The following is a 15075-nucleotide window of genomic DNA, read 5'->3' as shown; positions in this document are numbered from 1 at the left end:
TTACTTTGAGAAGTTAGCAGCCTCTTTTTCCTTTTCAAAATGGGGATTCTTCCTTGAAAATAATCAGTAATTGTGCTAAAATTAAAAGAACATTCTAAAATATTCGGAATTTAAAGTAAGGAAAAACATGGCTAATATTTTAAAAACAATTATCGAAAATGATAAAGGAGAAATCCGTCGTCTGGAAAAGATGGCTGACAAGGTTTTCAAATACGAAGACCAAATGGCTGCTTTGACTGATGACCAACTAAAAGCAAAAACAGTTGAATTTAAAGAACGTTATCAAAATGGAGAATCACTGGATTCATTGCTTTATGAAGCATTTGCGGTTGTCCGTGAGGGTGCCAAACGTGTCCTAGGCCTCTTCCCATATAAGGTTCAGGTCATGGGGGGAATCGTTCTTCACCATGGTGACGTGCCAGAGATGCGTACAGGGGAAGGAAAAACCTTGACTGCGACTATGCCCGTATACCTCAATGCCCTTTCAGGTAAAGGGGTTCACGTAGTTACGGTCAATGAATATCTGTCAGAACGTGACGCGACTGAAATGGGTGAATTGTACTCATGGCTTGGCTTGTCAGTAGGGATTAACTTGGCTGCCAAATCTCCAATGGAGAAAAAAGAAGCCTATGAGTGTGATATTACTTACTCAACTAACTCAGAAATCGGATTTGACTACCTTCGTGATAACATGGTCGTTCGTGCTGAAAACATGGTACAACGCCCGCTTAACTATGCCTTGGTCGATGAGGTTGACTCTATCTTGATTGACGAGGCCCGTACACCTTTGATCGTATCAGGTGCTAATGCGGTTGAAACTAGTCAGCTCTATCACATGGCAGACCACTATGTAAAATCTTTGGACAAAGACGACTACATCATCGATGTGCAGTCTAAAACTATTGGTTTGTCTGATTCAGGGATTGACAAGGCTGAAAGCTACTTCAAGCTTGAAAACCTCTATGATATCGAAAACGTAGCTTTGACTCACTTTATCGATAATGCCCTTCGTGCCAACTACATCATGCTTCTCGATATTGACTATGTGGTGAGCGAAGAGCAAGAAATCTTGATCGTTGACCAATTTACAGGTCGTACCATGGAAGGTCGTCGTTATTCTGATGGATTGCACCAAGCTATTGAAGCTAAAGAAGGTGTGCCAATCCAGGATGAAACCAAGACATCTGCCTCTATCACTTACCAAAACCTTTTCCGTATGTACAAGAAATTGTCCGGTATGACAGGTACAGGTAAGACTGAGGAAGAAGAATTCCGTGAAATTTACAACATTCGTGTTATTCCAATCCCAACCAACCGTCCTGTTCAACGGATTGACCACTCAGACCTTCTTTATGCAAGTATCGAGGCTAAGTTTAAGGCGGTTGTTGAAGACGTTAAGGCTCGTTACCAAAAGGGTCAACCAGTCTTGGTTGGTACAGTAGCGGTTGAAACAAGTGACTACATTTCTAAGAAATTGGTTGCAGCTGGCGTTCCTCACGAAGTCTTGAATGCTAAAAACCACTATAGAGAAGCCCAAATCATCATGAATGCTGGTCAACGTGGTGCCGTTACCATCGCAACCAACATGGCCGGTCGTGGTACCGACATCAAGCTTGGTGAAGGAGTTCGTGAACTTGGAGGACTTTGTGTGATTGGTACAGAGCGTCATGAAAGCCGTCGTATCGATAACCAGCTTCGTGGACGTTCAGGTCGTCAAGGAGACCCAGGTGAGTCACAATTTTATCTATCCCTTGAAGATGACTTGATGAAACGTTTTGGTTCTGAACGCTTGAAGGGAATTTTTGAACGTCTCAACATGTCTGAAGAGGCGATTGAGTCTCGTATGTTGACACGTCAGGTTGAAGCAGCGCAAAAACGTGTCGAAGGAAATAACTACGATACCCGTAAACAAGTCCTTCAATACGATGACGTCATGCGTGAACAACGTGAGATTATCTACGCTCAACGTTACGATGTCATCACTGCAGACCGTGACTTGGCACCTGAAATTCAGTCTATGATTAAACGCACGATTGAACGTGTCGTTGATGGTCATGCGCGTGCCAAACAAGATGAAAAACTAGAAGCGATTTTGAACTTTGCTAAGTACAACTTGCTTCCTGAAGATTCTATTACGATGGAAGACTTGTCAGGCTTGTCTGATAAGGCTATTAAGGAAGAGCTTTTCCAACGTGCCTTGCAAGTTTACGATAGTCAGGTTTCAAAATTACGCGATGAAGAAGCAGTCAAAGAATTCCAAAAAGTCTTGATTCTACGAGTGGTGGATAACAAGTGGACAGATCATATCGATGCCCTTGATCAATTGCGTAATGCGGTTGGGCTTCGTGGCTATGCTCAGAACAACCCTGTTGTTGAGTATCAGGCAGAAGGTTTCCGTATGTTTAATGATATGATTGGTTCGATTGAGTTTGATGTGACACGCTTGATGATGAAAGCACAAATTCATGAACAAGAAAGACCACAGGCAGAACGCCATATCAGTACAACAGCGACTCGCAATATCGCTGCCCACCAAGCAAGTATGCCAGAAGATTTGGATTTGAGCCAGATTGGACGGAATGAACTTTGCCCATGTGGTTCTGGTAAGAAGTTTAAAAACTGTCACGGTAAAAGACAATAAAATGAGATAGTTTAGAGGCGGATACCTTGTGAAAAGTAAATTTTTACTTGGTATCCGTTTGCTTTATAAGGAGATGAGTTATGGTATTTACAGCAAAAAGTCCTAAAATCAATATTGAAGAAGTTCGTGCCTTGTCAAAATTAGAAGGTCAGGCTTTGGAGAGAAAATCACAGCGTGATCAAGAGCTAGAAGCCATTATACGTGGAGAAGACCAACGAATTCTCTTGGTAATCGGGCCATGCTCATCTGACAATGAAGAAGCTGTTCTTGAGTACGCTAAGCGTTTGGCAGTCCTACAAGAAGAAGTGGTAGACCGTATCTTTATGGTTATGCGTGTTTATACTGCCAAACCTCGTACCAACGGAGATGGCTATAAGGGCTTGATTCACCAGCCTAATGCGACAGAAGCACCAAGCCTCATCAACGGAATCAAAGCAGTTCGCCATCTTCACTATCGTGTCATCACGGAAACAGGGATGACAACTGCTGATGAAATGCTTTATCCTGAAAATCTTCCTCTTGTGGATGATTTGATTTCTTATATGGCGGTTGGTGCTCGTTCAGTTGAAGACCAGCAACACCGCTTTGTGGCCAGTGGGGCAGGATTTTCTACTGGTTTTAAAAATCCAACCTCTGGAAATCTCAATGTTATGTTTAATGGGATTTATGCTGCTCAAAACAAACAGAGTTTCCTTTTCCTAGGAAAAGAAGTGGAAACAACTGGGAACCCGCTTTCGCACGCCATTCTTCGTGGTGCTCTTAATGAGTATGGAAAAAATATTCCCAACTACTATTATGACAATTTAATTGACACCATTGCCCAGTATGAGAAAATGGGCTTGGAAAATCCCTTTATCATCATTGATACCAATCATGACAATTCTGGTAAGCAGTATATGGAACAGATCCGAATTGTCCGCCAGACCTTGATTAACCGTGCTTGGAATGAAAAAATTAAGCAGTACGTTCGTGGTTTTATGATTGAGTCTTATCTGGAAGATGGTCGACAAAATGAGCCAGAAGTATTTGGCAAATCTATCACAGACCCTTGCCTGGGTTGGGATAACACAGAAGCTCTTGTCAGAGAAATTTATAAAACGTTAGGAGAATAAGATGGCATTTATTGAAAAAGGTCAAGAAATCGATATGGAAGTCATCAAGGCTGAAACCCAATTGTCTGCGGAAGCCTTGAGACTCAAGGAAAGCCGTGACAGGGAATTGGCAGACATTATTTCAGGGGAAGATGACCGTATTCTCTTGGTGATTGGTCCTTGCTCTTCTGATAATGAAGAGGCTGTCTTGGAATATGCTCGCCGTTTATCCGCCTTGCAAAAGAGGGTAGCGGACAAGATTTTCATGGTTATGCGCGTGTATACTGCTAAGCCTCGTACTAACGGAGACGGCTATAAGGGTTTGGTTCACCAGCCAGATATTTCTAAGGCTCCAAGCCTGATTAACGGTTTGCAGGCTGTGCGCCAGTTGCACTACCGCGTGATTACAGAGACTGGTTTGACGACGGCAGATGAGATGCTTTATCCGTCAAATCTGATTTTGGTGGATGACTTGGTCAGCTACCATGCCGTTGGAGCTCGTTCTGTGGAAGACCAAGAGCACCGCTTTGTGGCTTCTGGGATTGATGCACCAGTAGGGATGAAAAATCCAACCTCAGGAAATTTGGGTGTTATGTTTAACGCCATCTATGCTGCTCAAAACAAGCAAACCTTCCTTTATCATGGGCAGGAAGTTGAGACTTCAGGTAATCCTTTGTCCCATGTCATCCTCCGTGGAGCAGTCAACGAGTATGGCAATTATATGCCGAATTACTACTATGAAAACCTACTCCAAGCCATTGAACGCTATGAAACAATGGGACTTGAAAATCCCTTTATCCTCATTGATACCAACCATGATAACTCAGGCAAGCAATATATGGAGCAGATTCGAATTGTTCGCCAGACCTTGCAAAATCGTGATTGGAATGAGAAGATTAAAAAGACGGTTCGAGGCTTTATGATTGAATCTTACCTAGCAGATGGTCGTCAAAACCAACCAGAGGTCTTTGGCTGCTCTATTACAGATCCTTGCCTAGGTTGGGAAAATACAGAGGCCTTGGTAGAAGAGATTTATGCTACCTTGACAAAATAAGTGAAAAGGATGGAGTTGGGGAATCTCAACTCCTTTTGATGAGAATGATAGTTGGACACGGAATTGATATTGAAGAATTGTCTTCGATAGAAAGCGCAGTTACACGACATGAAGGCTTTGCTAAGCGCGTGCTGACCGCTCAGGAAATGGAACGGTTTAATAGTCTTAAAGGGCGCAGGCAGATTGAGTATTTGGCTGGTCGCTGGTCGGCTAAAGAAGCCTTTTCCAAGGCTATGGGAACGGGTATTGGCAAGCTCGGTTTTCAGGATTTGGAAGTCTTGAACAATGAACGCGGGGCGCCTTATTTTAGTCAGTCACCATTTTCAGGAAAGATTTGGCTGTCTATCAGCCACACCGATCAGTTTGTGACAGCCAGTGTCATTTTGGAGGAAAATCATGAAAGCTAGTCCGCATAGACCAACCAAGGCTCTGATTCATCTGGGAGCTATTCGACAAAATATTCAGCAAATGGGAGCTCATATCCCTAATGGGACACTCAAGTGGGCAGTGGTCAAGGCCAATGCCTATGGTCATGGAGCTGTTGCTGTTGCGACGGCTATTCAAGATGATGTTGATGGATTTTGCGTTTCCAATATCGATGAAGCCATTGAACTCAGACAAGCTGGACTGAGCAAGCGAATCCTCATCTTAGGAGTTTCTGAGTTAGAAGCTGTTTCCCTAGCTAAAGAATACGACATCACCTTGACAGTGGCAGGATTGGAGTGGATTCAAGCACTGTTAGATAAGGAAGCAGATTTAACTGGCTTGACTGTCCACCTCAAGATTGACTCAGGGATGGGACGGATTGGTTTTAGAGAGGCTGGTGAGGCTGAGCAGGCTCAAGACTTGCTCAGACAACACGGTGCTAGTGTTGAAGGGATTTTTACCCACTTTGCTACTGCAGACGAGGAATCAGATGACTATTTTAATGAGCAGTTGGAACGGTTTAAAACTATTTTGGCCAGTATGAAAGGTCTTCCAGAACTGATCCATGCCAGCAATTCTGCAACGACTCTTTGGCATGCAGAGACTATTTTTAACGCGGTTCGTATGGGAGATGCCATGTATGGTCTCAATCCAAGTGGAGAGGTTTTGGATTTACCCTATGACTTAAAACCAGCCATGACCTTGGAATCTGCTCTGGTTCATGTCAAGACAGTTCCAGCTGGAGCTTGCATGGGCTACGGAGCGACATATCAAGCGGATAGTGAGCAAGTCATCGCGACGGTACCAATTGGCTATGCGGATGGATGGACACGAGACATGCAGAATTTCTCTGTCTTGGTAGATGGGCAAGCTTGCCCAATCGTCGGCAGGGTTTCGATGGACCAAATCACCATTCGTCTGCCTAAGCCTTACCCACTCGGAACTAAGGTAACTTTGATTGGTTCTAACGGGGGCAAGGAAATCACTGCTACTCAGGCAGCGACCTACCGCGGAACCATTAACTATGAGGTGGTTTGTCTCCTCAGCGACCGCATTCCGAGAGAATATTATTAGAAAAGAAAGGAGTGGAGCATGAATCTACATCAACCCTTGCATGTCTTACCTGGTGTGGGACCAAAGTCAGCAGAAAAATACGCCAAACTAGGAATTGAAAACTTGCAAGACCTCTTGCTCTACTTTCCTTTCCGTTACGAAGATTTTAAGACCAAGCAGGTGCTGGAGCTGGAAGACGGTGAAAAGGCGGTTCTTTCTGGTCAAGTCGTGACTCCTGCTAGTGTCCAGTATTATGGTTTCAAGCGCAATCGCCTGCGTTTTAGCCTCAAGCAGGGAGAAGTCGTTTTTGCCGTGAACTTCTTTAACCAACCCTACCTAGCTGATAAGATAGAGTTGGGAGCAACCCTTGCTGTCTTTGGAAAATGGGACCGCGCCAAGGCTAGTCTGACAGGGATGAAGGTCCTGGCTCAGGTGGAAGATGACCTCCAGCCTGTTTATCGCTTGGCTCAGGGAATCAGTCAGGCCAGTCTGGTCAAGCTTATCAAGACAGCCTTTGATCAGGGACTGGACCTCTTGATTGAGGAAAATCTTCCCCAGTCTTTGCTGGACAAATACAAACTCATGTCCCGTTGTCAGGCCGTTCATGCTATGCATTTTCCCAAGAATTTGGCAGAATACAAGCAGGCCCTTCGCCGTATCAAGTTTGAGGAACTCTTTTATTTCCAAATGCAGTTGCAGACGCTCAAGTCTGAAAATAGAGTTCAGGGAAGCGGTCTGGTTCTGGATTGGTCTCAGGAAAAGGTGATAGCTGTCAAAGAAAGCTTGCCTTTTGCCTTGACTCAAGCTCAAGAAAAGAGTTTGCAGGAAATTTTGGCCGACATGAAGTCGGACCACCACATGAATCGTCTCTTACAAGGGGATGTGGGGAGTGGAAAAACTGTGGTTGCTGGCTTGGCCATGTTTGCGGCAGTGACAGCTGGTTATCAGGCTGCCCTAATGGTACCAACAGAAATCCTCGCAGAGCAACATTTTGAGAGTTTACAGAACCTTTTTCCCGACTTGAAACTGGCTCTCTTGACAGGTTCCTTAAAAGCTGCAGAAAAGAGAGAAGTTTTAGAGACCATTGCCAAGGGTGAGGCTGATTTGATTATAGGAACTCATGCTCTGATACAGGATGGGGTGGAGTATGCTCGTTTGGGCTTGATTATCATCGATGAGCAACACCGTTTTGGTGTGGGACAAAGGCGGATTTTAAGGGAAAAAGGGGACAATCCAGATGTTCTCATGATGACAGCGACTCCTATTCCACGGACGCTGGCTATCACAGCCTTTGGCGATATGGATGTTTCCATTATCGACCAGATGCCAGCAGGGCGTAAGCCTATTGTGACACGCTGGATCAAGCATGAGCAACTACCTCAGGTCTTGACTTGGTTAGAGGGGGAAATTCAAAAAGGTTCCCAAGTCTATGTCATCTCTCCCTTGATTGAAGAATCAGAAGCTCTGGATCTGAAAAATGCCATTGCCTTATCAGAAGAGTTGACGGCTCATTTTGCAGGTAAGGCAGAGGTTGCTCTTCTACATGGTAAGATGAAGAGTGATGAAAAAGACCAGATTATGCAGGAGTTCAAAGAGAGAAAAACTGATATTCTGGTTTCGACGACGGTTATCGAGGTCGGGGTCAATGTTCCCAATGCGACCGTCATGATTATCATGGATGCCGATCGCTTCGGTCTCAGCCAGCTTCACCAGCTCAGAGGTCGTGTTGGTCGGGGAGATAAGCAGTCCTATGCAGTTCTTGTTGCCAATCCCAAGACGGACTCTGGGAAAGACCGTATGCGCATCATGACAGAAACCACCAATGGTTTTGTTCTTGCTGAGGAAGATTTAAAAATGCGGGGTTCGGGTGAGATTTTTGGAACCAGACAGTCAGGACTTCCAGAATTTCAAGTGGCTGATATTATCGAAGATTTTCCGATTTTAGAAGAAGCCAGAAAAGTGGCTAGCTATATTAGTTCGATAGAAGGTTGGCAAGAGGATCCAGAGTGGCGCATGATCGCCCTTCATTTGGAAAAGAAAGAACATTTAGATTAATACTCTTCGAAAATCAAATTCAAACCACGTTAACTTCGCCTTGCCGTACTCAAGNNATTTTCATTGAGTATAAGCTTTCTATAAGGAAATCTTAAGCTAGCTTTCAGGTTTGGCCCTTATACTAGAGTCATCAAAAAGAAACGAGGACTCTCATATGACAGTAACGATTAAAGTAAATTACCAAACCACTTTCCAAAAGAAAGAAGCAACAAACTAAGATTGAATAGAAGAAGAAAGAGCGAAATGCTCTTTTTTCGTTACACAGAAGCTTGGCAAGAAGATCCAGAATGGCGCATGATTGCCCTTCATCTGAAGAAGAAAGAACACCTAGCTTAAGCTTTCTCTAAGGAAAACTTAAGCTAGCTTTCAGGTTTGCCCCTTATACTAGAGTCATCAAAAAGAAACGAGGACTCTCACATGACCGTAACGATTAAAGTAAATTACCAAACTACTTTCCAAAAGAAAGAAGCAACAAACTAAGATTGAATAAAGGAAGAAGAGAGTAACTGCTCTTTTTTCGTTAGCCATACTATGTACACAGAAGCTTGGCAAGAGGATCCGGAGTGGCGCATGATTGCCCTTCATCTGGAAAAGAAAGAACATTTAGATTAAGCTTTCTCTAAGGAAATCTTAAGCTAGCTTTCAGGTTTGGCCCTTATACTAGAGTCATCAAAAAGAAGCGAGGACTCTCACATGACAGTAACGATTAAAGTAAATTACCCAAGCACTTTTCAAAAGAAAGAAGCAACAAAATAAGCTTGAATAGGAGAAGAAGAGCGGAACTGCTCTTTTTTCGTTTCTAAAACTACTTTCAGTCAATAGGCTTGAAGGAGGAAAAGCTAAATGCACTTTCTATTTACCCTTCTTTCTTGCATTGATTACATAGATATGCTACAGTTGTGGTAGCGATTACAAAATAAAAGGAGCATGCTATGAAAAATCCAACTTTGTTAGAAGAAATGAAGACTTATCTAGGAAGGGATGAGGTTCCAGAGGACTTTGATGCTTTCTGGGATGAGGAAGTGAAAAAAGTCTCAACTCTTCCATACTACCACTTGGAGGAAAGAGATTTCCACATTCCTCAAGTCAAGTGCTATGAGTTAACATTTGAAGGAAGCAAGGAAGGCAAGGTCTATGCACGCGTCGTTCTTCCAAAGAGTGAGAAGAAGGTTCCGCTAATCTTCCATTTCCATGGTTATATGGGACGTGGCTGGGACTGGGCCGACATGCTAGCCTTCACCGTGGCTGGTTACGGTGTTGTTTCCATGGATGTTCGAGGTCAGTCAGGTTACTCACAAGACGGCTTGCGTTCTCCTCTAGGAAATACGGTTAAGGGGCATATCATCCGTGGTGCTGTGGAAGGTCGGGATCACCTCTTTTATAAGGATGTTTATCTGGATATTTACCAGTTGGTTGAAATTATTGCTAGTCTGCCTCAGGTAGATGAGAAGCGACTTTCCAGCTATGGTGCCTCGCAAGGAGGGGCTTTGGCCTTGGTTGCAGCAGCGCTCAATCCTCGAATTCAGAAAACAGTTGCCATCTATCCCTTCTTGTCAGACTTCAGACGAGTGCTTGAGATTGGTAATACTAGCGAAGCTTACGACGAACTTTTCCGTTATTTCAAGTTTCACGACCCCTTCCATGAAACAGAGGAGGAAATCATGGCGACCCTGGCCTATATCGATGTGAAAAATCTTGCCCATCGTATCAAGGGTGAGGTTAAGATGATTACGGGCTTGGACGATGATGTTTGCTATCCTATTACCCAGTTTGCGATTTACAACCGTCTGACCTGCGATAAAGCCTATCGCATCATGCCTGAGTATGCCCACGAAGCCATGAATGTATTTGTCAATGACCAAGTCTACAACTGGCTTTGTGGTAGTGAAATTCCTTTTAAGTATGTGAAGTGATGAATGAGAGAGCCTAGTAGCTCTCTTTTTGTATAGAGTCTAGTCAGCAAATATTCTAGTTCATATATACTTTGAAATTCATACTCTTAGAAAATCTCTTCAAACTACGTCAGCTTTATCTGCAACCTCAAAACAGTGTCTTGAGCTGACTTCGTCAGTTTCATCTACAACCTCAAAACGGTGTTTTGAGCGGTCTGCGGCTAGCTTCCTAGCTTGGTCTTTGATTTTCATTGAGTATAAAAAACAGATGAGTCTCTGTTTTCTTTTTATGAACTATAAATGTTCAGCTGAAACTACTTTCAAGGACATTATTATATAAAAGAGTTTCTTGAAACTAAAATCTATTATACCACACCATATTGAAAGCGTTTTAGAAATGAGGTATAATAAATTTGCTAACACTTATAAAAAGTGATAGAATCTTATCTTTATGTATATTTAAAGATAGATTACTGTAAAAATAGTAGTAGCTATGCGAAATGACAGATAGAGAGAAGGGATTGAAGCTTAGAAAAGGGGAATAATATGATATTTAAGGCATTCAAGACAAAAAAGCAGAGAAAAAGACAAGTTGAACTACTTTTGACAGTTTTTTTCGATAGTTTTCTGATTGATTTATTTCTTCACTTATTTGGGATTGTTCCCTTTAAGCTGGATAAGATTCTGATTGTGAGCTTGATTATATTTCCCATTATTTCTACAAGTATTTATGCTTATGAAAAGCTATTTGAAAAAGTGTTCGATAAGGATTGAGCAGAAAGTATGGTGTAAATAGCATAAGCCGATGTCCAATAATTTGCTTATAAAGAGATATTTTAGTTTAATTGCAGCGGTGTCCTGGTAGATAAACTAGATTGGCAGGAGTCTGATTGGAGAAAGGAGAGGGGAAAATTGACACCGATTTGAGATAGTTTGTTTAGTTCATTTTTGTCATTTAAATGAACTGTAGTAAAAGAAAGTTAAGAAAAGACAAACTAAGTGTATTTTCTGGAGTAAATGTCTTATTTCAGAAATCGGGATATAGATATAGAGAGGATCAGTATGAATCGGAGTGTTCAAGAACGTAAGTGTCGTTATAGCATTAGGAAACTATCGGTAGGAGCGGTTTCTATGATTGTAGGAGCAGTAGTATTTGGAACGTCTCCCGTCTTAGCTCAGGAAGGGGCAAGTGAGCAACCTCTGGCAAATGAAACTCAACTTTCGGGGGGGGGGGAGCTCAACCCTAACTGATACAGAAAAGAGCCAGCCTTCTGAGGAGGGAGAAAATATAACTCTTCCTGCAGAGCATGTAGAGTCTGTTTCAGAGACTGAACTTTCTGGCAATGAGCAAAAACATGAAGACAAGCAAGAAGAAAAAATTCCAAGAGATTACTATGCACGAGATTTAGAAAATGTCGAAACAGTGATAGAAAAAGATGACTTAGAGACGAATGATTCAAAGGGAAAAAGAGTAGACTTGTCTGATGAATTAGAGAAAGTAAAGGGACTCCAAAATGCAACTGTTCATGTGGAGTTCAAACCGGCTGCTGATGGTCCTAGTTTTTACAATCTCTTTTCTGCTTCCAGTACAACTAAAGTAAATGAATACTTTACAATGGCAATCAATAATGGGACAGCTTTGATAGAGGGACGTGGAGCTGATGGTAGTCAATTTTATGGAAGCTATACAGATGCGCCTTTGAAGATTAGACCAGGCAAGTATAATTCGGTTACTTTTACTGTTGAAAGACCAAGAAAGGATAGTCCAAATGGTCAGGTTCGTCTTTATGTGAATGGTGTATTATCTCGTACGAATAAAAAGTCAGGGAAATTCCTGGCAGACATGCCGGACGTGGATAAACTCCAGTTAGGTGCAACTAATAGAGCAGGAGAATTGAAGTGGGGCTCAGATCTTTCTATTCGTAATCTGACTGTATACAATCGTGCTCTAACTCCAGAGGAAGTCAAAAAACGTAGTCAGTTATTTGATGTGACAGATATTGAGCCGTCACTTCCTGAAGGGGCAGTCTTGACAGAAAAGCAAGAGTTGTTTATGAGTGGTGTCAATGATAAGCCAAATAGTGAAGGAATTAAGAGTTATCGGATTCCAGCTTTGCTACGTACGGATAAAGGAACATTACTGGCAGGAGCAGATCAGCGTCGTCTCCACCATTCTGACTGGGGAGATATTGCTATGGTCGTTAGGAGAAGTGAGGATGGGGGAACTACTTGGCAGCCAACCTTAACCTTGACCAATCTGCGAGACAATCCAGAAGCAAAAGATCCACAGGCACCATCTCCACTTAATATCGATATGGTCTTGGTTCAAGATCCTACCTCAAAGAGAATTTTTTCAATCTACGATATGTTTCCAGAAGGTCGAGCTGTCTTTGGAATGCCAAACAAACCTCAAAAAGCTTATCAACAAGTTGGAGACAAGCACTATCAATTACTATATAAACAAGGGGAAAATCAAGCATATACTGTCCGAGAAAACGGAGAAGTATATGATGCAAATAATCAAAAAACAGATTATCGCGTTGTAGTGGATCCAAAAGAAGAAGCCTACAGAGATAAGGGCGACCTCTATAAAGGAGAAGAGCTTCTTGGGAATATCTACTTTGCTCAATCTGCTAAAAATCCATTTCGTGTAGCCTATACGAGCTATTTGTGGCTTTCCTATAGTGATGATGATGGGAAAACTTGGTCGAAACCAAGAGATATTACACCATCAATTCGCCAAGATTGGATGAAATTTTTAGGAACAGGTCCAGGTACAGGAATTGTGCTTAGAACAGGAGAGCACAAGGGGCGTATCTTAGTTCCTACTTATACCACCAATGCTATCTCCCATCTAAGCGGATCTCAGTCTTCTCGTTTGATTTATTCAGATGACCATGGAGAAACATGGCAGGCTGGTGCTGCTGTTAATGATGATAGGACAGTAGGCAGAAGGAAAATTCATTCCTCAACTATGAATAATAGTCCTGCCCAAAATACAGAGTCAGTTGCTGTGCAGTTAAATAATGGTGATGTGAAACTCTTTATGAGAGGATTAACGGGTGATTTACAGGTTGCCACAAGTAAAGATGGTGGGCAAACTTGGGACAAGGAAATCAAGAGATATAATCAGGTTAAAGATGTTTATGTTCAGATGGCTGCTATTCACACTATGCACGAAGGAAAAGAATACATCATTTTAACCAATTCAGGAGGACCTAAACGGACGAATGGAATGGCTCATTTGGCTCGTGTAGAGGACAACGGAGACTTGACTTGGTTACATCATAGACCAATTCAAAAAGGAGAGTTTGCCTATAATTCGCTCCAAGAATTAGGAAATGGTGAGTATGGTATCTTGTATGAACATACTGAAAAAGGACAAAATGCCTATACCCTATCATTTAGAAAATTTAACTGGGAATTTTTAACAAAAGATCCGGTATATCCAACGAGTGTAACTATCAGGGACGTTCGTAAATTGGAAACAGAAGAAGAGGATGCAGAACAAGGTATCTTAGCTATGCAATTTGATTCTGAGGTACTAGTGAATTCTATTCCGACTTTGACTTTAGCGAATGGACACAAAGCTACCTTCTTGACCCAGGCAGATCAAAAAACTCTACTTTTCACCTTTAATAAAGAAGATGCAGGTCAAGAAATTACAGGTCTACTGGTCGGTAGAATTGACAGTATGCATGATTTACCAGTTACACTAGCTGGTAGTAGAATTCCTGAAGATACGAAAGAAAATCCTGTCGAGACCATGAATACAGTAAGAGAAGATGTATCTGAGGAGATGACAGAAAGGAAGTCAGAGAAGAATCAAGTGTCTATGGAGTCTTCAGACAGAATAGTAGCAAACTCTCCTCTTACTTCTCTTGCTCCTCGTTACCTCCAATCTTATGTAGGAGATGTTACTTTAACTCCTCTTAAAACTGAGACCAAAGTTCCAGTAACGACTGGTTGGAAGCAAGAAAATGGTGCGTGGTATTTTTATACATCTGCTGGTGAAGTGGTGAAAGGCTGGCATCAGGAAGCGGGTAAATGGTACTACTTGAGTTCTACTGGTGCGATGGCAACTGGTTGGGTGAAAGATGGTAACCAATGGTATTACTTGAGTGAGAGTGGAGCAATGTCTACTGGTTGGGTTGAATCCAGCGGTGTGTGGTACTATCTTAATGCTAACGGTTCAATGGCAACTGGTTGGATAAAAGATGGAGACCATTGGTACTATCAGGAATCATCTGGTGCAATGAAGGTAAATCAATGGTTCCAAGTTGGAGACAAATGGTACTATGTTAATGAAAGCGGAAAATTAGCGGTTAATACTATAGTAGATGGTTATAAAGTTAACTCCAATGGGGAGTGGGTCAACTACTAGAACCTTGGATGTTGATGAATAACTGAGACACGTTTTGTCCGTCATAGAGATTAAAAGTTTATTTAGATAGTTTTCGTAGAAATTTCTACTCTAAGAAAAAATCAATTTAGATGAGCTCCTATTGCCGAGTCAATGACTTGCTAGTCGTAAATAAACTGTATATTTCCGACTTACTTAGGACTGGATACTACTAGTCGCAACGTAACAGTTCGCTTTAAGTGTTAAAATGCATATAGCTAGTTATTGGTTATATGCGTTTTTGTTCTTGATTGTTTTATTTCTTGTCTTGGAATATAGGTAAAATTATAGTAAAATAAAATTCTGTAGATCATGTTGGTAGATATACAGGAAGAAGGGTGTATTGTTGACAATACAGCATATAGAATTCAACATGTCCTTATACTCAAAAAATCAAAGAGCAAATTAGGAAGCTAGCCGTAGCCTGCCCAAAACACCGTTTTGAGGTTGTAGATGAAACT

Annotated in this window: 10 protein-coding genes; all 10 read left to right on the top strand. The window is 42.0% G+C overall.

Annotated features, from left to right (window positions below; translation table 11 throughout):
- Positions 1-127 precede the first annotated feature (127 nt).
- The 10 genes from secA to HT697_RS00255 all read left to right on the top strand — a co-directional run bounded on the left by secA (position 128) and on the right by HT697_RS00255 (position 14596).
- Positions 128-2641: a preprotein translocase subunit SecA gene (gene secA / locus HT697_RS00300; protein ID WP_050251536.1), complete on the top strand. Its 2514-nt coding sequence runs from the start codon at positions 128-130 to the stop codon at positions 2639-2641.
- An 80-nt stretch (positions 2642-2721) separates the two neighbouring features.
- Complete coding sequence (locus HT697_RS00295; RefSeq protein ID WP_173261651.1) at positions 2722-3753, top strand: 3-deoxy-7-phosphoheptulonate synthase; 1032 nt, start codon at positions 2722-2724, stop codon at positions 3751-3753.
- Between the two features lies 1 nt (position 3754).
- On the top strand, positions 3755-4786 hold the full coding sequence (locus HT697_RS00290; RefSeq protein ID WP_173261648.1) for a 3-deoxy-7-phosphoheptulonate synthase: 1032 nt from the start codon (positions 3755-3757) through the stop codon (positions 4784-4786).
- 44 nt (positions 4787-4830) lie between these two features.
- Positions 4831-5193, top strand: coding sequence for a holo-ACP synthase (gene acpS / locus HT697_RS00285; protein WP_173261654.1), 363 nt, complete (start codon positions 4831-4833; stop codon positions 5191-5193).
- Positions 5183-6286: an alanine racemase gene (alr, locus tag HT697_RS00280; RefSeq protein WP_173261645.1), complete on the top strand. Its 1104-nt coding sequence runs from the start codon at positions 5183-5185 to the stop codon at positions 6284-6286. Before acpS ends, alr begins: the two co-directional genes overlap by 11 nt.
- A gap of 18 nt (positions 6287-6304) precedes the next feature.
- A complete protein-coding gene (recG, locus tag HT697_RS00275; RefSeq protein WP_173261642.1) occupies positions 6305-8320 on the top strand; it encodes an ATP-dependent DNA helicase RecG in 2016 nt (671 codons plus the stop codon).
- 932 nt (positions 8321-9252) lie between these two features.
- Positions 9253-10233 carry an acetylxylan esterase gene (locus tag HT697_RS00270; protein ID WP_173261639.1) on the top strand — a complete coding sequence of 327 codons (981 nt, stop codon included), beginning with the start codon at positions 9253-9255 and terminating at the stop codon, positions 10231-10233.
- Between the two features lie 525 nt (positions 10234-10758).
- On the top strand, positions 10759-10986 hold the full coding sequence (locus HT697_RS00265) for a hypothetical protein (RefSeq protein ID WP_000576349.1): 228 nt from the start codon (positions 10759-10761) through the stop codon (positions 10984-10986).
- A gap of 243 nt (positions 10987-11229) precedes the next feature.
- Entirely contained in the window at positions 11230-11463 is a 234-nt protein-coding gene (locus HT697_RS00260; RefSeq protein WP_345890469.1) for a YSIRK-type signal peptide-containing protein, read from the top strand.
- The gene (locus HT697_RS00255) at positions 11420-14596 is read left to right on the top strand and encodes a sialidase domain-containing protein (RefSeq protein WP_173261636.1); all 3177 of its coding nucleotides are present in this window, start codon (positions 11420-11422) and stop codon (positions 14594-14596) included. The genes HT697_RS00260 and HT697_RS00255 overlap by 44 nt, the downstream gene beginning before the upstream one ends.
- The last annotated feature ends 479 nt before the right edge of the window (positions 14597-15075 follow it).

The sequence above is a fragment of the Streptococcus sp. 1621 genome (assembly GCF_013276615.1).
Taxonomy (GTDB): domain Bacteria; phylum Bacillota; class Bacilli; order Lactobacillales; family Streptococcaceae; genus Streptococcus.
The sequence above is the reverse complement of the archived record's forward strand: the minus strand, read 5'-3'. Positions and strand labels throughout refer to the sequence as shown.

Excerpts from the sequence above, each read along its gene's own strand:
- secA (WP_050251536.1), top strand. The coding sequence starts at position 128 with ATGGCTAATATTTTAAAAACAATTATCGAAAATGATAAAGGAGAAATC.
- HT697_RS00295 (WP_173261651.1), top strand. The coding sequence starts at position 2,722 with ATGGTATTTACAGCAAAAAGTCCTAAAATCAATATTGAAGAAGTTCGT.
- HT697_RS00290 (WP_173261648.1), top strand. The coding sequence starts at position 3,755 with ATGGCATTTATTGAAAAAGGTCAAGAAATCGATATGGAAGTCATCAAG.
- acpS (WP_173261654.1), top strand. The coding sequence starts at position 4,831 with ATGATAGTTGGACACGGAATTGATATTGAAGAATTGTCTTCGATAGAA.
- alr (WP_173261645.1), top strand. The coding sequence starts at position 5,183 with ATGAAAGCTAGTCCGCATAGACCAACCAAGGCTCTGATTCATCTGGGA.
- recG (WP_173261642.1), top strand. The coding sequence starts at position 6,305 with ATGAATCTACATCAACCCTTGCATGTCTTACCTGGTGTGGGACCAAAG.
- HT697_RS00270 (WP_173261639.1), top strand. The coding sequence starts at position 9,253 with ATGAAAAATCCAACTTTGTTAGAAGAAATGAAGACTTATCTAGGAAGG.
- HT697_RS00265 (WP_000576349.1), top strand. The coding sequence starts at position 10,759 with ATGATATTTAAGGCATTCAAGACAAAAAAGCAGAGAAAAAGACAAGTT.
- HT697_RS00260 (WP_345890469.1), top strand. The coding sequence starts at position 11,230 with ATGTCTTATTTCAGAAATCGGGATATAGATATAGAGAGGATCAGTATG.
- HT697_RS00255 (WP_173261636.1), top strand. The coding sequence starts at position 11,420 with ATGAAACTCAACTTTCGGGGGGGGGGGAGCTCAACCCTAACTGATACA.